Consider the following 20,805-nt stretch of genomic DNA (forward strand, 5'->3'; position numbering starts at 1 on the left):
TGTACTTTTAGGCTGGCAGATAGACTACGCCTAGAGACCCCAGTCCTACAGTGGCGAGAGTTTTTCCGCCTAACTTTTGGAAGAAAGACAGCCTAGGCATGAGCCGTATGGTTGGCATAAGGAGCCGCCACCCTCTCCCTGATCCGCGTGAAGCTAGGTAGCCGAGTAGAGGCGCTATGGCTTGAACATATGCATATAGGAAAGGACGGAACAGAGCTGGTGGATTAAATATTTCAAGCAGTAATACCCCCCTCCTGGCTACCCTTTTCATCTCGCTTAGCCCCCTTGCTTTGTCAAGAAAGTCTCTAAAGCTAAACATTGCGGTGGCATAGTCGACAGATTTTTCTCTTAAGGGCAAATACTCTGCAACCCCGCTTATCCTGTGTAGACGTGGATCGCTACTTTTCGAGGAAAACTTGTGGGCTAGTGGATCCACACATACTACTTCTTCTGCTCTTGTGAGAAATGGAAAAGAGTAGGTGCCGTCTCCACACCCAATGTCTACAATCTTGCCGCTAACACTTCTATAGATTATGTTTCTGAGCTTTTCGTCGAGCCCAAAGCTCATGGCGTGGTTTGCAGGTATATAGGCATTCGATGAAAATAATCTCTCAAGAGTTGTTACTACGTCGCTCCAAAAAGTAGGGTTAAGTCCACGTGTCATAATATCTTTTCCTCTACTTCTTGCAGGATATGCTGAACACTCTCGCCTGCCTCAGACGCAAATTTTTCCATGCTCATAACTGCGAAATCCATGAGTGAAGGGTGTAACTTAATAGAGGCGTCACGGATTTCTGTAAAATATTTTGATACAAGTTCTTTGACATATCTCTTGATTCCTTCTCTTTCTTTTACCTGCATTAAAAGAAGACGCGAGCTCCCACTATCTACATTATTGTTGGCAATGTCAGCATAGTCATCAAGAACTTGGTAGAGCATCCCCAATGACTTGCCGTAAGTTTTCCCTGCCGAAATTAGATCCCTTTTGCCTAGTGCTATTAGTGGAAGGCTACATGAAGCTTCAAAGACAGATGCAGTCTTGTACTCGATTAGCTGTTCGTATGCTACCTGGACTTGTTTTCCTTCGAGTATTCTGGTGTCCCAGAGCTGTCCCAGTGCAGCTTTTCTCCATTGAAGCATGCTTTCGATGACGGCTTCGACTCCTGCCTCTGCCACGAGGGTTATTGCTACTGGGATTATAATGTGAGGGAAAGTTACAGCGTCCTTCAAGCCATACTTTTTCCAGAAGCTCTGTCTGCCTCTCCGCGACTCAGACTCATCAGCTATGTCGTCATGTATTAGGCTGGCCGCGTGCATTAGCTCGATGGAAAAAGCGATTGGGAGAACCTTTTCTATGTCTGACGATAATATTCTTGCAATTAGTAAGGAGAGGCTTCCTCTAATTAGTTTCCCTCCTTGGATGGCGTAGCTTGCTTCTTCGTATACTTCTGGGAAATATCTTTTAATCATTTCAGCTGAGTATTTTGCAAGGGTTTCTCTAAGTGCTAAGTACTCGTCGGTTAGTGAAACTTTCCGCATTCGTGGTCTCTAGAAACATGGATTCGACAAAATTATAAGTTTTATTTTTTTCAAACTGTCTGTGATTGATTCGCATTGTCATTTAACTTATCCTGGACTCGTCGAGAAGTTAGACGAAGTAATTGAAAAAAGCAGAGAAACGTTAAAAGCAATTATAACTGTTGGCTTCCCATTTGAGGGGGAAAAGAGGGAGAGAAAAGAGGTTTTCGAGGGGGCGTTAGCTGCCCTAAGATTGTCTGAGAGGTTTCCCGGCTTCATATTTGTGACGCTTGGTTTGCATCCTACACAAGTCCCTGATATGACAGAGGAGGAAATAGAAGAATATATTGAATTCATTCGTAGAAACAAGGAGAGAATAGTCGGAGTCGGCGAGATAGGTCTTGACAGGTTCTGGATCAAGGACGAGGATACCTACAAGAGAACACTTGAGGTATTTCACAGAATGCTGGAGTTGGCAGAGGAGATAGGCAAGCCCGTTGTTATACATAGTAGGAAGGCTGAAGAAGACGCTGTCGAAGTATTGTTGAGCCACTCTCTTAAGAGTGGCGTTCTTATGCATTCATATACTGGAAACATGACGGCCGCAAAAAAGGCCCTTGACAATGGGTTCTTCTTTAGTGTCAACTACAAGCTTACAAACAATAAGAATATGCGTAAAATAGCGAAAAACTTTCCACTCGAATACTTGCTCACAGAAACCGACTCCCCCTTCTTATCGGAGACAAACGAGGTAAATACCCCGCTCCAGATAAAGTTGATTGTCGAAGAAATATCGAGGCTCCGCGGTTTGAGTTTCAGCGAAGTTGACGAAATTACAACGTCGAACGCTGTTAAATTTTACAAACTTCCCCTATAGCGTTAAGGTTTTTATCCCCAAAGATAAGAAAAGATTCTATGTCTCTTGGTGAGCCCTTAGAAATAAAAAAGGTTCTCGTAGCTAACCGAGGAGAGATAGCTGTTAGGGTTTTCCGTACATGCCGAGACCTCGGTATAAAAACGGTTGCTTTATACAGCGATGCAGACAGGGACGCGCTTCACGTGAAACTTGCAGATGAAAGCTATTACTTGGGTCCGCCTGAGCCCCTTAAAAGCTACCTAGACGTCGAGAAAATAATTTCAGTCGCTAAGAGGGCGCGGGTAGACGCAATACATCCAGGATACGGATTCCTGTCTCAAAACCCTGTTTTCGCGGAGAGGATAATCGAGGAAGGATTTGTATGGATTGGCCCAGACCCAGAGACAATGAGACTAGTCGGCGACAAGCTTGGCGCACGGAGGCTCTTTTCAGGAAAGGGGATCCCAGTTGTTCCAGGAACCCTTGAGCCCGTCAATGATAGAGACGCTGTAAGCATAGCTGAAGAAATAGGCTTCCCGGTAATTGTCAAGCCAGCTGGGGGTGGGGGCGGCATAGGGATGTTTGTTGCCACCTCTCCAGAAAAATTAGACGAGTATCTGAAGCGAGCAGTAGAGCTTGCAAAGTCCTCCTTTGGAAAATACGAAGTCTATATCGAGAAGTATTTTCCCTTGTCTAAGCATATTGAGGTTCAAATCATCGGCGACAAGAATGGACACATTCTTCATTTGCATGAGAGAGAGTGTAGCGTGCAGAGAAGGTACCAGAAAGTCATAGAGGAGGCGCCATCGCCCTCGCTTGATCCACAGGAAAAAGAAAAAATCCTAAAAACAGCACTGGAAGCGGCAAAAGTAGCTAAATACACCAACGCTGGCACCTTTGAGTTTCTCTTCGATACTCAGAGCAGAGGCTTTTTCCTGTTAGAAGTAAACTCTAGAATCCAGGTTGAACATCCCGTGACAGAGCTAATTACAGGTCTAGATATTGTTGAGCTACAGTTACGGGTTGCAAGCGGAGAATCATTAAGCTTGAAGCAGGAGGAAATAGTCGTTAGGGGACATGCAATAGAGGCACGTATATATGCAGAAGACCCCTCTGCAGGCTTTGTCCCTTCACCTGGGAAAATAGAGCACCTGTCTTTGCCCAGCGGTCCATGGATCCGCGTGGATAATGGCATTTATGAGGGCTACGAAGTGCCACCCTACTATGATCCTCTCCTAATGAAGGTTGTATCGTTTGGACTGACCCGTGGACAGGCTATAGCTAGACTAAGAAGGGGGCTCTCCGAGCTTAAAATCTCTGGAATAAAACATAACAAGTTCCTAGTTCTTAGAGTTCTAGAAGACCAGAGATTCCTTGATGCATCTTATACTACAAGGCTCCTAGAGGACCAAAAGTTCTACGAAAACCTACAGAACGAGGATCCACTACCTCCGATTCCTGGAAAATCAAGGACAGAAACTGTTGAAGAAAGGAAAGAGCCAAAAACGAAGGTCGAAAAAGAAAAAGTGAATTTATGGCGTGTAGCCTCGAGAGTAAGATATGAATCCTAGTCAGAGCTCTATCTGGAATGGCTGAGCAACAGTAGATATCTGCTTGTATTGTTGCATCTTTTCTTTCAAGTACCTTGGAAAATGGAACAAGTGATAAAATATTTCTTCGTCTAGGAATTTGAGCCCGAGCCTACCGAGTCTCTCGCTAAGCTCGTTTCTAGGTATGCCGAGGGGATCTCTTGATTTTGAACCCAAGGCGAACCCCCACTCACTGTAAAATGTTGCTACGTGTGCCTTGTATGGCCTCTCAACTGGGAAGACAGAGGCTACAGTGTTATTGATTACTGAAAAAGCATCTATGTTGTATCTTGTAGACGTAGCCTGAGTCACCATGACCCCGTCCTTGGATAGCTTGTCATATATCTCCTCATAGAACTCCTTAGTGTATAGTTGCACGCCTGGCGTTCCTTTAGTGGGGTCAGTCAAGTCTAAAATAATAACATCGAAAGTTTCGGAGGTTTCTTCTAGGTATTTTTTCCCGTCTGCTACTACAACTTCAGCCCTCGGGTCATTGAAACAGTTCTGGTGCCATTTTACCATATACTTTTTAACTATTTCCAGGAGCTCCCCGTCAATGTCTACCATTACAGCTCTTTTAACTGTGGGGTGCTTGAGGACCTCCCGTAGTGTTGCACCTTCTCCGCCACCAATTATCAAGACTTTTTCGGGTTTTGGATGAGTAAGCATTGCTGGGTGTACGAGTGCCTCGTGGTAGACAAATTCGTCGTACTCTGAGCTCTGTGCATAGCCATCTAGGAATAGTGTCAAACCAAAGGAGCCTGTCTCTGCCAAAGTTACACGCTGATATTTTGTGTATCCGTCAAAAATTATTCTTTTGATAGCGTGTATGTGTGCTTCTTGTGAGCTAAGCCACTCAGTGTACCATAAGACCCTGTATCCCTGGGATTCTGCCACAACTAACAATTCTACGTGGAGTTTTTAAACAATGCGTTCGCGGGTCAGATGTCCCAATGCCTTCAGCACCTGCTAAGCAGTTCCAGCGGTCTTCATCCCCACTAATAAAAACATTCAACTGATAAATTTAGTTTTCCAGGGCTATGCTCTTATCTGTGAAATACTGTCGACTACCGTCTTGATTTTCTGGAGAGTACTTTCAGGACTTGTTGGACTAGGTACAAGTAGTAGTGGTATATTGGTTTGAGACGAAAGCTCCTTGAGCTTCTCACCTAGGCTGGAAGCTAAGACATCGTCAGTGGCCACGATGAAAGAGGCCTTCCCTTTGTCTAATAGGTCCTTTGCTTGTGCAATGTCCTGGGGGGTTGCAGGGAGATCATGCTCCTTTATTAGGAGAAAAGATACGTTGATCCCCATCCAGTTTACCGCGTATTGGACAACTGGCGACGCGCCGATGGCATTGACTTTTAGTCTAGGAGCCTTCTGTATGATTGCCGTAATGTTGCTTTCCAAGATAGATTCCTTGGTTTTGTAAGTGTCCCTACATTCTGGCCTAAGATTAGCGAAAACGTTGCTTAGAGTCTTTATGTAGATGAGGTAGTTTGCGGGGTCATAGATTGGCCAATGATAGTTTGGGTTTCCCGTGGCGGGATTCCTGAGAATTTTTATACCATCTATGCTTGGTATCTCCACTAGTTTGGCCTTTATCTCCCCATTCCTTACAAGTTCAGCTATTTTCGTTTCAAAGGGTGCATGAGCTGTTGAAATGATAATGTCTGCTTCCTTCAATTTAGCTACATCTGCAGGTGTTAACTGGTATTCGTGGGGGTCGACACCAGAAGGCGTAATTGAAAATACCACGTCGCCTGTGCAGGTCAGTAGATCTATATCTGGCTTCAAGGAGTAAAACGTTACAGCTATTTTTAAACCATGAGTAGGAGCTGTCGTTGGATTATTCATATACAGATATGCTAGGAGGCCCGCGACTATGACTATTGCTATAACTACTAACAAGATTGATTTAGATGTGTGCACATTTTTAGTATTGTCTCTGCTCATATGTGCACAATTAGAAAACCTCCATATAAATATTTCCTCTTTTCTCGCATGTGTTCCGCAAAATTAATATAATTGTGCATAGTAATTAAGGTGGTACTCTATGAGTAATGTGCACAGCCCATCGCTAGTAGTAGAAAATGTGACTTTTCACTATGACGAAGATGACAAAATCCTCGAAAATGAAAATCTAGCAGTCCACGGCCCAGGGCTTGTTACAATACTGGGACCTAATGGTTCAGGCAAAACAACATTTTTCAAAGTCATACTAGGACTTCTTAAACCACAGACGGGAAAAATCTTTCTCAATGGAGAAGAAGTGACAGGAAACCCAGTGAAAGCCGGAAGACACGCAGCATTGGTTCCGCAGTTGACAGCAGTGAGGAGAGACTTGCCTGTTACAGGTGCAGAGATAATCGAGTTTGTTCTCAGAAGTAGGAGGCAGTGTTCAGGTAAGTCTTGCAAGGAGAAACTTAGAGAACTTGTGGAAATTGTAGGAGCTGAGAACTATTATAAAAAGAAGTTAAGCGAAATGAGCGGAGGCCAGTTGCAGAGAATACTGATTGCAAGGGCCCTTGCAACTGGTTCAAGCATACTGTTATTGGATGAGCCTTTTTCTGGTATCGATCCAGGCGGCAGGGAATATATCGTGGATTTTTTAAGGAAGACTTCTAGAGAAAAACTGATTCTCCTAACCACTCATGATCCGGTATTGACTATTAACTCTAGCAAAATGATAGTGATATTTAATAAGGGGGTCAAGGCTTATGGCTCTCCCGACCAAATATTCACTTTAGACTTATTGAGAAAGGCCTATGGTTCAAGTGTCCTGATGATCGAGAGATGCCTCCATGTCGTGGGCTGAGGTGGTCTGGATGTACTTTGACCCACGTTGGCTTATAGTGATACTTGGTAGCGCCATATCTTTCAGCGTTCTTAGTCCAATTATCTATGCCAGGAAACTCAACTTTTTTGCTTCCACGCTTCCTCATTCCTCGCTTTTAGCCGTTACAATCGGCTATATGCTTGGCTTTTTGACTGGAACCCATCCGGTCTTGTGGGCAGTGCCTGTAAGCATTGTTCTGTCTCTGTTCCTTGTTGCCATTATTCATCGGGGTGTAAGCGAAGATAGTGCAACTTCGGTCTTTGTCGGTTTCTCTGTCTCTGCAAGCGTTGCGGCAATGTATTATATCTTAACAAATTTTCCTGCACAGACTAGTCTATGGTCCTATATCCTAGGCGACCCTCTGCTTGTCTCCTGGGAGGATACACTTCTCACTCTAGCAGTATGCATTCTAATAATCTTGATAGTGCTACCTATTTACATGAAGGAGATAGTTATTGGGCAGGACAGGGACGTGGCCCAAGTGCTAGGAATAAACGTCAAGCTTCACGATTACCTAGTCATCTTAACCCTAACCGTTGCATCAGTCACCATGCTTAAAACAGTTGGATTTGTAATTGAACACGTTGCTTTCCTAATGCCGGCGGTCATTGCCGCTGGTATCGCAAAGGACGCAAAAATGTTCCTAGTATACAGTGTCCTTGTCTCCGCTTTTGCTGGAATACTTTCTTTACTTTTGTCTATCTGGCTTAATCTAGCTCCATCAGCAGTATATGGCCTCCTCCTGGTAGGAATTTACTCAATCCTGCTTATGAGAAGGGGGTCAGAATGAGCAGAAAGGAAAGGTTTGGAGTCTCTATGGATAAAGAACTCTTCGAGGAGTTGACAGATCTTTGCAGAGCCCTCAAAACTGACCGTTCACACATTGTGAACATGGCTACAAGGTACTTTATCCTTGAGAAGTTTCACTATGCGAAGCCGCATCAATGCGAGGGCGTAATGATTATGGGTTATCACCATGAAAAAGGCGAGGAGGTCAATAGCATAGTAGAAAAATACAGAGAGTTAATTCTCGGCAGGAGCCATTTCCACACTATGGACGATAATTGCTTGGAGGTTCTCTTTGTACGAGGGGATTCTGAAAGAATTTTCTCGCTTGAAAAAGAGGTCGAGAATTATTGTGTAATGTGTAGATATATTCCTAGCCACAAACCATAACTATTATTTGCAGACATCCATTAATTCCTTTTCTAGCCTGTGAAGCCTCTCCTTGCCCCTTGTAAGCATGAAGTTAGCTATATCTACGAGCGTCGGAAGCTTCTCGAGGTCGATTATGTTCTCGCCCTGGTATCTTAGCGGAACTTCCAGCTTCTCCATGGACATTATTTCCACTACTATTCTCTTGCCGAGACCCTGTATGCCGCTATGCTTAAATCCAGTGTTCCGTGCGGTAACTACCAGCTTCCAGGCAACCTTCAGGTTTTTTGCTACAATGTGGAAGATCGGTGGATGAACCGAGAGCCAGAGAGATGGATAGTCACAATTTGCGAGGACAAAGTTTAGCTCCTCTGTGCTTATTGTCCTGTGCCATTTAGCTATCACCAATATTTCTCCTTTTGCTCCTGGATACTGACCAGCTGACAATTGTATTCTCCCGCTACAACTGGACGTCGTATAACAGTTGCTAGTGGAGTTGACTTTTTTCAAGAAGTCTACTATGTCTTGATCTACGCGTCCCTCCTGAAGATGTATCTCAAATTGCTTCAGTGCTTTGGAGCGATAATATTCCCACTTATCATCCAGTCTGGTTTTCATATTTGTAGCCTTCTTAGAGCCTCCAGCCCAGCTTTCATCATTTTTAGCTCTAGTTCTTCTCTGCCTTCGGTCAGTTCGCTACCACTAATCATGTTGTCAACGATTAGGGCCATTGCCCCCGTCTTTAAGCCGCGATACCTTCCAATCGTAAACAGTGCCGCAGACTCCATCTCCAAAAAATCTATGCCGAGCTTTCCCCATCTGGATGCGTTTTCCTCGACTTTGTGAAAGGCATCATGCGACAATGCAACTCCCCTATGATACTCGAGGCCCATTTCTCCCAAAACCTCAACTATCTTTAGTGTGACCTCTGGCGTGGCGTAGGCAGGCATAGAGACCTCTCCAAAATATTGCCTTAAAGTGCCACTATTCTCATATGCTGAAGCCTCTATCACTGCTATTTTTCCAGACTCGGCTTCAGGCGACAACCCGCCACACGTGCCAGCCCTTATAACAATCTTTGCACCCAACATTGCAAGCTCTTCAAAAACGATGGCGGCCGAGGGGGCGCCTATACCGTGGCATGCTAGAGTTATTTTTTCTCCCTTATATGTTCCAGTGATTACTGGGAAACCTCTATGCCTGCTTACGAGTACGGGATCTTCTAGTAGCGAGGACGCGATCTCTATGCGGTCGGGGTCTCCAGCTACAAGCACTTTAGGAGAGAGTTGTTCAGGCCTGGCCTTCAAGTGATAAACTCGTTTCGAAAGCGGATTCCTAAAACTCATAAGTAGTCAACCACATGGAGCTTTAAACCCTTTTCGCCAATGACTAAGACCACAGGTTTAGATCTACGCCAGTAAGGCAGATTTTTAAACCAATGTTTTTTCCACGAGCCAAGATTTACTATTTTTTCCTTGTCATCCACACCATATATATGCGTATGACCAGCCACAAGCCACCCTGATTCAAGCCTAATTTTTTCTCGGAACTTCCTCTCTAGGAATAGGTTTTGACCGAGAATCTTTGCAAGATAATTTATGATGAATGCGAGTGCGCCACTCCTGATAATTATATCGCCATGGATGACTACGACTTTACCTTTAGAGGTATAGAGCGGAGTTATTTGTCTAGCTACAAACAAGGTTTTTCCGCTAGTGGTCTTCACAATTAATTTGTCAAGTATCGGGTCGTGTGAGCTCCCACTTAGAACTATTATTGTTTTCGCGGGTAGACTCTCGATGCTACAAATTTTGCCAAACTCTTTGAAAAAAAGTTCAGCATCGGCCGCCTCGTGGAAATCGTCGAAAAGGTCCCCGGCAACAACTAGGCATTCGGTGCCTAGCTTAGAGGCAGTCCTAGCTATGGCTTCTAGCTGGGGACACTTTGAGCCTTTTTTACAATGCATATCAGAAGTCATAAGGGCACTTCTACATGAAATTAGGTCTCCTGTCTTTCTATGGTTGCCACCTTCCATATTAACAGCCTCTATAGGAATGCGTGACATTTATTATGCGAGGCTGTCTTTTAAAATCTTAGATGAGACATGAAGGCAAAAATTAGCATATTCATTATTGCACTCTTTGCCTTCGCTTTCCTCGAACCGCTACTCACTGCTCAGCCAGCAGGAAACAAGGTAGAGCTGTCTGCATACATAGATGTTTCAAGCGATGGCAATGCAACTGTAAAGATAGCAATACAATACAAGGGCAGAGCCACATTTTTCATGACTTTGCCAAAGTTTCAGCCAGTATACCTCTGCAACGAGACAGGTATTGGCAAGCTTAATATACAGAACGAAACCTCCTCGGCCTATTTCTACTACAACTCAACAATTACAATAAACGACGATAACCCTGGACGACTCGTATTATGCTATTCATTCCCAAGCGCCGTTCTAATGGCCGGCACGCGTGGCTGGTTTATTTCTCCTCTCTTGTGGACCAACCTCGACAAAGTAAGCGTCTACGTTAGTTTGCCCATGGCAAAGAAAATCACATATGAAAGCCCAGTTTCGACATCAATTTCGGGAAATTATAGGGTTTATACCCTTTCGGCCGGGATTCCTCAAGACATAGGAAACAGGGTGACAATAGAGTTCGACCTCAAGGAAAACGTCAAGGAAAACATATTGCAGGAAAAGACCCCGCAGACAATTATAACTGTGAGGTATCCAGTCTTCTACAGGAACATTGCTGAAAACACGCTGAAAACTGCTATAAAAAGTATCCAGTACTTAAACAACTTGACGGGAGTCACGCCGAGAAACGTCACACTTGTATTTTATCTTCCAGAGAAAAAGATGGGCGGCATATATGCACTGGGCTTCGTACTTGGCGAGGACGTGAATGCTGGTGGTAAGGGCCCAATATATCTGAATCTTGCATTGACAAGGTATGCGCCCGGGTATATGGAGACAACAATTATACACGAGCTTGTACATGTTTACCTTGGGATAGTTGGAGTAGAAGCTAACGATGCTACAAGGTGGTTCCATGAGGGCATGGCACAGTACCTCTCAATAAAGATAGCAGAAGCCATCGGAATAAACGTGTCTGAATATAAGAACGACATGTACAATTCTTCTAAAGCGTTATACTACTATACAGGAGGAAAATTTGGATTCATCCAGAAGTGGCCTTCAGACGACGTAAGTGAGCAGGAAGCCTATCTCGCAAGCTTTTACATCATAGCCAATATCTCAGACAGCCATGGAGGATTATCCTACGCTCAGAGAGTATTCTCAGAATTAAGAAAACACCCCGTATCTACGAGTAGCGATATTGTAATTGTCCTAAGCCAAGCAGCAGGAAGAAACCTAGCGCCATTTTTCAGAAGCCTAGGTTTCAGCAACATCCAAGACTGGTCACCTACGCCAAGTGCTGGAAACACCGTGACAACAAAGGATACACCCACACTGAGTAGCTACATGTCTCTTATAGTAGCCCTAGGGCTCAGCCTCTTAATATTTCTCGTCGTATACTACGGGAATTTTGAAATCAACCAGAAACTGAAAATGGGCATCTTTGAGATGCTTTAAAAAAGAAAACAAAAGAGAAAATATTTATTCGACTTTTTCTACCTTTATAATTGAGACTGGGCAGGCTTCTGCCGCGCTTTTGACACAGTCTTCTAGTTCTACGGGTACTTCTCCCTCGCCGAGGTTTCCGCCCACACGGTATTTGGCAACAATGGCACTTTTTCCATCGTTTTCGTTCATTTCGAAGACTTCTGGGCAAAGAGAAACACAGGCCATGTCGCTTATGCATTGATCCCTATCAATTGTTACCTTTAATTTGGCCATTTTTGTTCGCCGATAGATTCTTTTTTAAAGAAATATAAAATTTTTGCATATATCTCCTATGGGATAAAGTCTTGTAGAAAAGATTTATAAAAATGTACCTAAGTTGAGGAATGGGGGTGAATTTGCACCGCCAAATTATGTAATTCCCTGGAAGGGCGGATCCCCAACTAGACATTCTTTAGGCGAAAACATTTTGTATTCATTTTGTGGGGTGGAGTTGTATGATAAAAAGCTTAGAGCAGAAGTTTGATCCTAAAAGGTATGAAGAAGAGATACTTAGATTCTGGGACGAGAATAAAGTCTACAAGCAAATAAAAGAGAAAAACATGTCTTCGCCCAGAAAGTTCTATTTCCTTGACGGTCCCCCGTATCCATCGAGTAATGTTCCACATGTTGGAACGCTCTGGAACAAGATACTTAAAGACTCCATTGTCAGATATTATAGGGCGAGAGGCTATCGGGTTAACGACCAGCCCGGGTACGATTGTCACGGCCTGCCCATAGAGGTTCAGATAGAAAAGAGACTTGGATTTAAGACAAAAAAGGAAATAGAAGACTACGGCGTTGAAAGGTTCATCGAGGAGTGTAAGAATTTTGCAAAGAGAAACCTCGAAGAAATGAACCTGCACTTCAAGAATTTCGGAGTTTCTATGGACTGGGATAATCCCTACCTTACAATGAACAATGAATACATAGAGAGCGCGTGGTGGCTAGTCAAGAAGGCAGAAGAAAAGGGGTTACTCGACTATGGTTTAAAGGTTGTTCATTGGTGCCCAAGATGTGAAACCACTCTAGCAGACTACGAGGTGACCGAATACAAGGAGCTTGAAGATCCATCGATCTACGTAAAGTTCCCAGTTGCCGGCGAGAAAAACAAGTATCTCTTGATATGGACTACCACGCCTTGGACTCTGCCCGCAAACGTAGCAGTAATGGCTCATCCGGACCTGGAATACGTTTGGGTAGAAGTCAACGGCGAAGAATTGCTCATGCTATCTACACGGGTCAGTGAAGTGATGAAGGAAGCCGGGATTCAAAACTACAGAGTTGTGAAAAGCGTCAAGGGAAAAGACCTCGAGGGGTTAAAATATATTCATCCCCTAGAGGAGGAAGTAACAATACAGAAATTACTGAGAGACTACCATAGGGTAGTTCTGTCAAGCGAATATGTGACTTCTGAAGAGGGTACAGGGCTAGTTCATATGGCGACTGGCCATGGAGAAGAAGACTACAAGGTTGGAGTTGATCATGGATTTCCCGTTTTCTCTATTCTTGATGATAAAGGCGTAATGGTGAAGGATGCAGGAAAGTATGCTGGAATCTATCATCGAGACGCCAACAGCCTCATAGTGGAGGATCTAAAGAAGAAGGGTTACTTGTTCCATTATGGAACAATCAAGCACAGGTATCCCGTCTGTTGGAGATGCAAGACTCCGCTGGTTCTCAGAGCTACCCGGCAATGGTACATTAGGGTAACACAGCTTAAAGAAAAGTTCCTAGAGGAGGCATACAACGTTGACTGGGTTCCAAAGTGGGCTGGTTATTCGAGGTTTAAGAACTGGTTGCAGGGGCTCAGAGACTGGATTATCTCTAGGCAGAGGTATTGGGGGACACCTGCCCCTATATGGATATGTGATAAGTGCGGGCATAGGGTTGTAGTTGGCTCTAGGAAAGAGCTGGAGGGGCTTGCCGGCCAAAAGCTGGAGCTGAAGGATCTCCACAAGCCATGGGTTGACAGAATAACATTGAAGTGTCCCAAGTGTGGAGGAGAGATGCACAGGGTACCAGATGTCCTTGATGTTTGGCTCGACAGTGGAGTCGCTTTTTATGCGTCGCTGGGCTACCCTCGGAGACGCGAGCTTTTCGATTCATTAATGCCTGTAGACCTCATAATAGAGGGGCACGACCAGATAGCTGGATGGTTCTTCTCGACGCTTAGAAGTGGTCTGATAACTATTGACAAATGTCCCTACAAGAGAGTCTTGATGCATGGATTCGCGCTGGACGAGCAGGGTAGAGAGATGCATAAGTCGCTGGGAAACTATGTGGAGCCCCGGCAGATACTGGAATATGAATACGGCTCTAGAGACGTATTTAGATGGTTTGTACTGAAGAACACTATATGGGAAGACCTGAGGTTCTCTTGGGCTGGACTACAGGAGACATATTCCGATCTAAACATTCTCTGGAATGTTTACTACTTCGCAACCCTCTACATGAACCTTGACAATTACAGTGAAGAATCCCACGGCCTCGAAAAGTACCTCAATTCCTTAAAGCCTGAAGACCGATGGATACTTTCCAGGCTGGGCAAGCTTTATCTCTCATTTACTCAAAACTTTGAGAGCCTCAATATCCACAAAGCGGCCAGAGACCTTAGAGACTTTGTTGTCGAGGATCTTAGCCACTGGTACGTAAGGCTCGTCAGGCCCAGGGTATGGATCGAGGAGAGCGCTACAGAAAAATACTCTGCATACGCGACCCTCTATACAGTCCTCTTTAACCTCCTTATAATGGCTTCACCTATACTGCCTTTCACTACTGAGAAAATTTATCAGTCCTCTTTCTATAGTCCAGGGAAAACCATATCTATACACATGTACGAGTGGCCTAGCGGGCTAGACAAGTTCATTAATGAAGAACTAGAAACAGAGATGGAAAAAGTCAGGAACATAGTAGAGAGAGCCTTGTCGCTGAGGATGAAGAAGGGCATAAAAATAAGACAGCCTCTGCCGGCCCTCTATGTCTTCACATCTGACAGCCTTGTCGAGAAAGCCGTAAAGACCTTTGAACACGTGGTAGAGGCACAGGTTAATGTTAAGAGTATAAAGGTTCTCCCGCTAGAAGAGGTACAAAGTTACAGAAGAGTTGTTTTGGAGCCGGTATACAAGGAAATAGGTCCTGTATTTAAGGGTAAAGCCAAACAGATAGTCGAGAAACTTGCATCTATAAGTGATCCCTCTATTGCCGAGAAACTTTTAAAGGAAGGCCATATTGAGTTAGAAATAGACGGCGAAAAGGTGACTATACGCAAGGAAATGGTAAACGTGCTGGAAAACTGGAACGAGGGGTTCCTCGGCGAGAAAAATGACTTTGGATACATAGTCCTGGATTTAAGATTCAGTGAGCGCGAGCTCGCTGAGGGGCTTGCCAGAGATCTACTTAGACGTATACAGTTCATGCGTAAAGAGTTGTCCCTCCCAGTGGATGCCAACATTATAACTTATATGTGGGTTCCCAGCGAGGTCAAAAAATACGTTATCGAGTTTCAAGAGTACCTCCAAAATGAGTCTAGAAGCAAAAGCTTCTCGCTGGTCGATTCTCCAGAAAACGTTAGGGGCGAACTGGTTAGAGAATGGGAAGTCGGAGACCTGAGAGTCGTTATCGGTATTACGCGGGCCTCCTAGATCTTGACCCCTTTACTTGCAAATATTTCTATGAGTTTTCTCCCATCACCCAGCATGTCATGATTATTGTTGAAGAATATGTAGGCTTTTTCGGGAGCTACCTGGATAATTTTCTCTGCTACCTCTTCTAGTTCTTCATCGAGATAGCCGTAATTGTACCATGTTAGCCTGCCATGCATCCTGACATACACTATTCCATTGATTTTCACAACGCCGTCTGGTGGTAGTCCTTCGAAGATTGGAGAATCAGGAGTTACAAAGTGTATTCCTTTTTCTTCAAAAAATTCGTAGACCTCCTTGTTGAACCAGGACTCATGTCTAGGCTCTATAGCTACCTTGTGGGACATAGAGGAAAACCGCGACAGACGTTGTTTTGCCTCATTGTTGAATTGGAATGTTGGCGGCAATTGGAACAAGTAGAAATCAATTTTGTCTTCTAGCGGCTCAAAAACTGAGACAAACTTTTCCCAGGTCGGGATGGCTTTCTCGTTTAGCCTACGTAAATGTGTTATACTCCTATGAACCTTTATCGACCACCTTAGCCTTCCCGATTCTTCGCTCCACCTTTCAACTGCTGATTTTTGGGGGAAACTGTAGAAACTCATGTTAAGCTCTATAGCGTTGAAACCGCTCTCCCTAGAATACCACTCTAAGCCGTTAGGGTTCCAGTCATATTTCCATCCAGAGGTGCCAACGTACAGCAACATAGCCCGTAACTAATAATTACTAGAACAGTCAAATATAGTATGCGGTTCATATGTCTGGGGACAGCCTAAAAAAGCTTGTAGCCATAATCTTTGCTTTAACCTTGTTTCTCAGCCTCAGGACTGTGTATAGCCAGGGAAGTGTTTTCTTTTACGGGCAGGTGGTAGACGAAAATGGTTCACCAATAGGCTCTGCCCAGCTCACTGTTTACAGGGGAATCTACATAGTAACTTCAGCTACGACTAAAAATGATGGAAGCTTCTCCTTGTTTGTACAGCCGGGAAGCTACACTCTAGTCATATACAAGAAGGGATATTCTCCCTTGTATTATTCCTTCGAGGTTACGCCCGAGAAAGGCGGGAGTCTCGGACTCATAGTTTTAAAGAAGGGGGTAAGCGTAGTGCCAGAAGCCACATCCATCTCTGCCTCTCAGGGCGACAACGTTAGGATAAATTTGAGGATCTATAATTCTTGCCTCGACCCTCTACTCGTAAATTTCTCGTTCGTTGCTCCTAGAGACTGGGAAATAGCTCTGGTAGACTCTAAGGGTCTCGCTGTGAACAATGTATACCTGAATCCTGGAGAAAACAAGACGCTAACACTGGTAGCCAATGTCCCCTTGAATGCTACGGAGCTTTCCCTGGTGTCTCTCTATTATTACTGGGCGAATCTATCCTCAAGAATAGACTTTACTTTCAGGATAGCCCAGAAAAACTGGAAGTTCTTCAACGTACCGACCGCTGTGATCAAGGGCTTTCCAGGAGCACAGATCGCAATCCCGATAAATATCACAAGCCCACTAAGTAACGATATACCTGTCACGCTCTACCTCATAACTCCTCCAAACATAATAGCAACACTTGTAGACGAAAACGGTCTAGCCGTCCAGACAGTCATTGCAAAGCCGTCCATGCCAAGAAGGCTTCAGCTCATCCTATATGTTTCACCCAACGCCCAGCTCTCCACATACACCATAAAACTTGTTGCAAAAACAAGCTTTGCCCAACAAATCGAAAACATACAAGTTGATGTAGAAAGCTCCTACGACTTGTTAAAGATAAACGTAAATGCCGCATCGCTGAATGCAACCTCTGGGTCAACATTATCGCTAAAGTTTATCCTAGAAAACGATGGAAACATGCCCACCGTCGCACTTGTAAAGGCCTCCGCTAACTCGCCCCTGATACGCGTATACATCTCTACCTCGGGGGAAAACCTGGCTTCTATATACCTTATGCCTGGAGAGAAAAAGACACTATCGCTTGTTATTGAGCTTGACACCCTTCTTCCTCCAGGCGTCTACCTTCTCACCTTAAGTGCGAATGGGACAACAAGTACTGCTACTCAAGGAATAACGATAGTGGTCTCTGGAACAAGGAGGCTAGAAGTCTTAACTACCAACTTTAAAGTTACAGGTAGGCCCGGATCTGTAGCTACATTTAAATTAGTGCTGGCCAATAAGGGAACTGTAACACTCAAGGATGTTGTTTTGCAGGTCGACTCTCCAAGCAAGGATATTAGTGTAAGCTTTAACCCGACGCGCCTCTCTTTGCCGCCGAATTCAACTGCCAGCTTTGACTTGTCAATATACATTTCTCAAAATGTAACTGAGGGAATGTACAATATACCCCTCACAATTATTGCTGGAGAAATAAAGACAAACAGGATCATAGTCCTAGAGGTAACGGCGGAACAGGGACTAAGCTATCCACTTATGGCTGTAGGCATTTTCGTAACAAGCCTAGCAGTTGTATATTATTCAAATAAGAGACAGCGGAAATAAGAAGGGACCATATTTGGGCAACGTAGCTCAATATTTCTTAATGTTCTTCTTAGGGCTGCAGACAGCTCTGACGCCATGCTACTTGCCCGTATTCCCTGTGTTCCTTGCGTTGTCAACTAGGAAAAACGCAAAGACGTGGCAGACAGGCATATTTTTTAGCGTGGGAGTTGTTCTTAGCTTTATCTTGTACGGGGTTCTACTCGTAGTCGGAGGAGGTATTATCAGGATTTTCTTGACAAGTCTAAATCAACAATTTGTAAATATTGCTCTGGGCATAGTCCTAATAGCGCTAGGAATATCATTGCTGACCCCGTTAAGAGAATTTTTTACAGTGCTACCCTCGGCTACACCTGTAAGCAAGATATCTGGGCGCCTAGACTCACTTTTCTTTGGCTTCTTTTTCAGCCTAGCTGCAGCCCCCTGTGCAGCTGCATTGATGACGGCGGCGCTTTCACAGGTGCTTTTATATGCATTGACAAGTCTATTCGAGCCCTTGCTTCTTATGTTGCTCTATGGTTTGGGTACAGCCACGCCTTTCCTAGTTGTCGGTGTTTTAGGTGATCTAGTGAAGACATTCTACAGAGGAAAATCGTTAAGAAACTTCTTTTTGAAACATAGCGAAACAATTAGTGGAGGACTTTTGATAATTTTTGGAGTTTTCTCGATCTATACTATTGAAAACTTTGACGTAATTCTTCCAGTAGTGTCTAGGAGCCTTCTTCCTGTGCTAGAAATCTTCCTCTTTACTGCAATTATTTACTATGCTTATTCACAGCTAAAGGTAGGTTTTTATCTTGAGGCAACCGAGCTGACACTAGGGGGTGCTGGCTTTTTGCTCGCCTCTTTTACATTGATTAACCTCGACTACTTGGACGCCATTATTAGAGGTCCTCCATCCGATAAAATATCGTTTCTTTTGGACATAATTGGAACCCTCGGGAAAATTTTCCTATTGGCAAGTTTCAGCCTGTTAGCGGTAAAGACACGGTTCCTAGAGGTGGTTCCCATTGGTATCCCCCTCAAAACAGGCATAGATGCTTTACTCTTTTTTACCATGCTTCCAATCACCAAGAGGGATAAAGAAACACGGTTCCTACTATTATTTGTTCTCTACCTGTTTTTAAAAGACGTTGCGATGCTCCTCCCTGACTATATTTACGTTCTAAGTGCTGTTTTTGCTATTGAGAGCAGCCTCGGCGTATTTCTGGCTGGAAGAAAACTATCCACAAAATATACTGTTCTAAAACTATACCAAGAGGTCTAGCATTTGTCTCAATACGTAACTGTTTTTATTGAGCCTGTACGATATCGGATTCTCATCGACAATTTCCAGGATACCGAGCGAGACAAAACGCTGTAAAATTGGACGCGCGTGGCTAACCAGTGCTTCTTTTTCGACTCGGTAGCGCGTAAATGTTTCTTCGGGGTTTTTAAGGAAAAGTGCAAGGATTCTAAGCGTAGACCTGGCCTCTGGGAATAGTTCGCCTAGATATTCAAGAAAGTTTCCAAGCTTTATCAGTTCAGCCAAAGAGCTCGGCCCTCCTGTTCTCGAGGACGCTTAGAAGCTGTTTTCTAATTTCCTCGGGGCTTGCTACGTTTATTTCTCTAATTTTTCTGGCAAGCTCTACGTCGCCTACAACATATTCAATCCAGTTTGCGAAATCCTGCAGGGACTGGTGGTGAACTATGGTTTCTGGGGGCACTTCGCGTAGTGCCTCAATGAATGAAAACATGTTCCATGCCTGTTTTCCTAGGGGTTTTCCCGGACCCGCATAGAAGTAGAACTTGTTTTCGTCTGGGAGGCTTCGCATCCACGCGTATCTCATAAGTGCTTTTTTATCGTTTTCCAATGCGAGGAGCGTCCTTGTCTCGAGGTCTCCTATAGCCTCTGAGAAGAGCATGTGGGCTTCATACGGGTTTTTATATGGACTAAAATAGGAGTGAACGTCGCCTGGCCCCCCGCCTTTAGTTGACATGTAGTAGAAGTGGTCGCTTATAGATAGTAGTCTCCAAAGCCTTTCATAGCCAGGGTTGCGTAGAGCCTTTATCTGTAGCCAGAGATCTCTCAGCCTGTTAAAAGCGTCCTGTTGCATAAAATTGCCGATCCATGCAGATAGGTCTCTCTCGAGGTCTGCCCATGAAATCGTCATGTGTTCTGGAACGTCTATCTCGTCTCTCGGCTGTAGATGCTCCGCTACCTCTGTAGGCGTTGAAATAGTTAGGTTTTCCCATTTTAGTATTTCGCCTGGAAGCCACCTTAGGAACTCAAATATACCTGTCTCGGCGGGGAAGTGTTCTCCAAAGGTTTCATAGTCGATGGCTATTAGTATGACGTCGCCAGGTGTCGCCGCTAGCCATGCCGAGTATTTTTCAGCGGTAAGTGGATACTCATTCCACCATGTAGAGCCAAAGCGGAAGCCTATGTCGTCCGACAGCCTGTAGTTCCTCATTAGGACACGTATATTGCAGTTCTTTGCCTTGTATAGGTAATTGGGGCTCCTCCAGCCAAGTATTCTTTCGACGCCTTCCGTTAATACAACTTTGTATCCAAGCCTGTCAAAGAGGCAACCAACATAGTTGTTGTAAATGAACTCTGTGTTTTCTATAGCTCTGGGCTCGTAATTTAGCTCTTTCTTGATAAGCCTCCTGTGCTCGTTGACCTGATATATAAACTCTTCTTCTGCCACTAGAAAAGCCAAACTATGATAATATGTTTGGTCTAAGAACTCAACCAGCCCTGTCGAGGCAAGCTGTCTAAAGCTTTCAACAAGCTCTGGGAACCATCTAGAAGCCTGCTCCAAGAGGACGCCAGACACGCTATAGGCTACTTTGAATTTTTTCCCAGAGTCCTTGAAGTACTCGATCTGCTGCTTTATTGTATAGTTTGCAGGCAAATAGCATCTCTTCGCAACCCTCTCAAAAACATACCTGTTTAGATCCTCATCAAAGTATATTTTTTCTAGGTCTTCTGGGGTCAATCTTCCCTTTCTTATGAGGTTGCTTAGGAGAAGAGATTTAATGTTTCTGCGGAGCCTATACGGCTGGTGAACTTCAAACATAAATACGATATGCTTCAATCTTCCACCAAGTT

20 protein-coding genes are annotated in these 20,805 nt (G+C 44.3%); 9 read left to right on the plus strand and 11 right to left on the minus strand.

All coding sequences use genetic code 11. The features are described from left to right. Positions 1-7: 7 nt before the first annotated feature. Both QXT17_RS07750 and QXT17_RS07755 read right to left on the minus strand, forming a co-directional pair. Entirely contained in the window at positions 8-664 is a 657-nt protein-coding gene (locus tag QXT17_RS07750; protein WP_148681956.1) for a class I SAM-dependent methyltransferase, read from the minus strand. Then, on the minus strand, positions 661-1,539 hold the full coding sequence (locus QXT17_RS07755; protein WP_342783028.1) for a polyprenyl synthetase family protein: 879 nt from the start codon (positions 1,537-1,539) through the stop codon (positions 661-663). Before QXT17_RS07755 ends, QXT17_RS07750 begins: the two co-directional genes overlap by 4 nt. Before the next feature lie 61 nt (positions 1,540-1,600). On the opposite strand from QXT17_RS07755, the gene QXT17_RS07760 reads away from it, so the two are divergent. Together QXT17_RS07760 and QXT17_RS07765 are read left to right on the plus strand one after the other, a co-directional pair. Beyond that, positions 1,601-2,395: a TatD family hydrolase gene (locus tag QXT17_RS07760; protein WP_020961997.1), complete on the plus strand. Its 795-nt coding sequence runs from the start codon at positions 1,601-1,603 to the stop codon at positions 2,393-2,395. 38 nt (positions 2,396-2,433) lie between these two features. Then, a complete protein-coding gene (locus tag QXT17_RS07765; RefSeq protein ID WP_020961998.1) occupies positions 2,434-3,945 on the plus strand; it encodes an acetyl/propionyl/methylcrotonyl-CoA carboxylase subunit alpha in 1,512 nt (503 codons plus the stop codon). Here QXT17_RS07765 and speE read toward each other — a convergent pair whose 3' ends face one another. Both speE and QXT17_RS07775 read right to left on the minus strand, forming a co-directional pair. Further along, positions 3,946-4,860 (minus strand): polyamine aminopropyltransferase, encoded by a 915-nt coding sequence (gene speE / locus QXT17_RS07770; RefSeq protein ID WP_020961999.1) that lies wholly within the window; start codon positions 4,858-4,860, stop codon positions 3,946-3,948. It lies immediately after the preceding gene. 141 nt (positions 4,861-5,001) lie between these two features. Further along, positions 5,002-5,919, minus strand: a complete 918-nt coding sequence (locus tag QXT17_RS07775; RefSeq protein ID WP_020962000.1) for a metal ABC transporter solute-binding protein, Zn/Mn family — start codon at positions 5,917-5,919, stop codon at positions 5,002-5,004. Between the two features lie 100 nt (positions 5,920-6,019). Here QXT17_RS07775 and QXT17_RS07780 point away from each other — a divergent pair, with 100 nt between their 5' ends. The 3 genes from QXT17_RS07780 to QXT17_RS07790 are packed head-to-tail and all read left to right on the plus strand — an operon-like array spanning position 6,020 to position 7,978. Then, positions 6,020-6,781 carry a metal ABC transporter ATP-binding protein gene (locus QXT17_RS07780; protein WP_020962001.1) on the plus strand — a complete coding sequence of 254 codons (762 nt, stop codon included), beginning with the start codon at positions 6,020-6,022 and terminating at the stop codon, positions 6,779-6,781. Beyond that, positions 6,768-7,592, plus strand: a complete 825-nt coding sequence (locus QXT17_RS07785; RefSeq protein ID WP_020962002.1) for a metal ABC transporter permease — start codon at positions 6,768-6,770, stop codon at positions 7,590-7,592. The genes QXT17_RS07780 and QXT17_RS07785 overlap by 14 nt, the downstream gene beginning before the upstream one ends. Then, positions 7,589-7,978: a CopG family ribbon-helix-helix protein gene (locus QXT17_RS07790; RefSeq protein ID WP_020962003.1), complete on the plus strand. Its 390-nt coding sequence runs from the start codon at positions 7,589-7,591 to the stop codon at positions 7,976-7,978. Before QXT17_RS07785 ends, QXT17_RS07790 begins: the two co-directional genes overlap by 4 nt. A 3-nt stretch (positions 7,979-7,981) precedes the next feature. Here QXT17_RS07790 and QXT17_RS07795 read toward each other — a convergent pair whose 3' ends face one another. Genes QXT17_RS07795 through QXT17_RS07805 form a run of 3 tightly spaced genes read right to left on the minus strand, consistent with a single transcriptional unit; the run spans position 7,982 to position 9,923 of the window. Beyond that, positions 7,982-8,575 carry a tRNA-wybutosine modification methyltransferase TYW3 gene (locus QXT17_RS07795; RefSeq protein WP_148681958.1) on the minus strand — a complete coding sequence of 198 codons (594 nt, stop codon included), beginning with the start codon at positions 8,573-8,575 and terminating at the stop codon, positions 7,982-7,984. Continuing rightward, a complete protein-coding gene (locus QXT17_RS07800) occupies positions 8,572-9,303 on the minus strand; it encodes a purine-nucleoside phosphorylase (RefSeq protein WP_148681959.1) in 732 nt (243 codons plus the stop codon). Before QXT17_RS07800 ends, QXT17_RS07795 begins: the two co-directional genes overlap by 4 nt. Beyond that, complete coding sequence (locus tag QXT17_RS07805; RefSeq protein ID WP_342783795.1) at positions 9,300-9,923, minus strand: hypothetical protein; 624 nt, start codon at positions 9,921-9,923, stop codon at positions 9,300-9,302. Before QXT17_RS07805 ends, QXT17_RS07800 begins: the two co-directional genes overlap by 4 nt. A 138-nt stretch (positions 9,924-10,061) precedes the next feature. Between QXT17_RS07805 and QXT17_RS07810 the strand changes: the two genes are divergently transcribed. Beyond that, positions 10,062-11,555 carry a hypothetical protein gene (locus QXT17_RS07810; protein ID WP_342783027.1) on the plus strand — a complete coding sequence of 498 codons (1,494 nt, stop codon included), beginning with the start codon at positions 10,062-10,064 and terminating at the stop codon, positions 11,553-11,555. 24 nt (positions 11,556-11,579) lie between these two features. On the opposite strand, the gene QXT17_RS07815 is transcribed toward QXT17_RS07810, so the two are convergent. Continuing rightward, positions 11,580-11,819 (minus strand): ferredoxin, encoded by a 240-nt coding sequence (locus QXT17_RS07815; RefSeq protein ID WP_020962009.1) that lies wholly within the window; start codon positions 11,817-11,819, stop codon positions 11,580-11,582. A 221-nt stretch (positions 11,820-12,040) separates the two neighbouring features. Here QXT17_RS07815 and ileS point away from each other — a divergent pair, with 221 nt between their 5' ends. Further along, positions 12,041-15,226 carry an isoleucine--tRNA ligase gene (gene ileS / locus QXT17_RS07820; RefSeq protein ID WP_020962010.1) on the plus strand — a complete coding sequence of 1,062 codons (3,186 nt, stop codon included), beginning with the start codon at positions 12,041-12,043 and terminating at the stop codon, positions 15,224-15,226. Here ileS and QXT17_RS07825 read toward each other — a convergent pair. Continuing rightward, the gene (locus QXT17_RS07825) at positions 15,223-15,933 is read right to left on the minus strand and encodes a DUF72 domain-containing protein (protein ID WP_020962011.1); all 711 of its coding nucleotides are present in this window, start codon (positions 15,931-15,933) and stop codon (positions 15,223-15,225) included. The two genes, ileS and QXT17_RS07825, sit on opposite strands and share 4 nt — an antisense overlap. 50 nt (positions 15,934-15,983) lie before the next feature. On the opposite strand from QXT17_RS07825, the gene QXT17_RS07830 reads away from it, so the two are divergent. Next, entirely contained in the window at positions 15,984-17,714 is a 1,731-nt protein-coding gene (locus QXT17_RS07830) for a carboxypeptidase regulatory-like domain-containing protein (RefSeq protein WP_020962012.1), read from the plus strand. 40 nt (positions 17,715-17,754) lie between these two features. Beyond that, on the plus strand, positions 17,755-18,978 hold the full coding sequence (locus QXT17_RS07835) for a cytochrome c biogenesis protein CcdA (protein WP_342783026.1): 1,224 nt from the start codon (positions 17,755-17,757) through the stop codon (positions 18,976-18,978). Here the strand turns inward: QXT17_RS07835 and QXT17_RS07840 are convergent. After that, positions 18,961-19,242 (minus strand): hypothetical protein, encoded by a 282-nt coding sequence (locus tag QXT17_RS07840; RefSeq protein ID WP_020962014.1) that lies wholly within the window; start codon positions 19,240-19,242, stop codon positions 18,961-18,963. The genes QXT17_RS07835 and QXT17_RS07840 overlap by 18 nt on opposite strands. Beyond that, entirely contained in the window at positions 19,235-20,773 is a 1,539-nt protein-coding gene (locus QXT17_RS07845) for a glycoside hydrolase family 57 protein (RefSeq protein WP_020962015.1), read from the minus strand. Before QXT17_RS07845 ends, QXT17_RS07840 begins: the two co-directional genes overlap by 8 nt. Between the last annotated feature and the right edge of the window lie 32 nt (positions 20,774-20,805).

The organism is Thermofilum sp., assembly GCF_038871435.1.
Taxonomy (GTDB): domain Archaea; phylum Thermoproteota; class Thermoprotei; order Thermofilales; family Thermofilaceae; genus Thermofilum; species Thermofilum adornatum.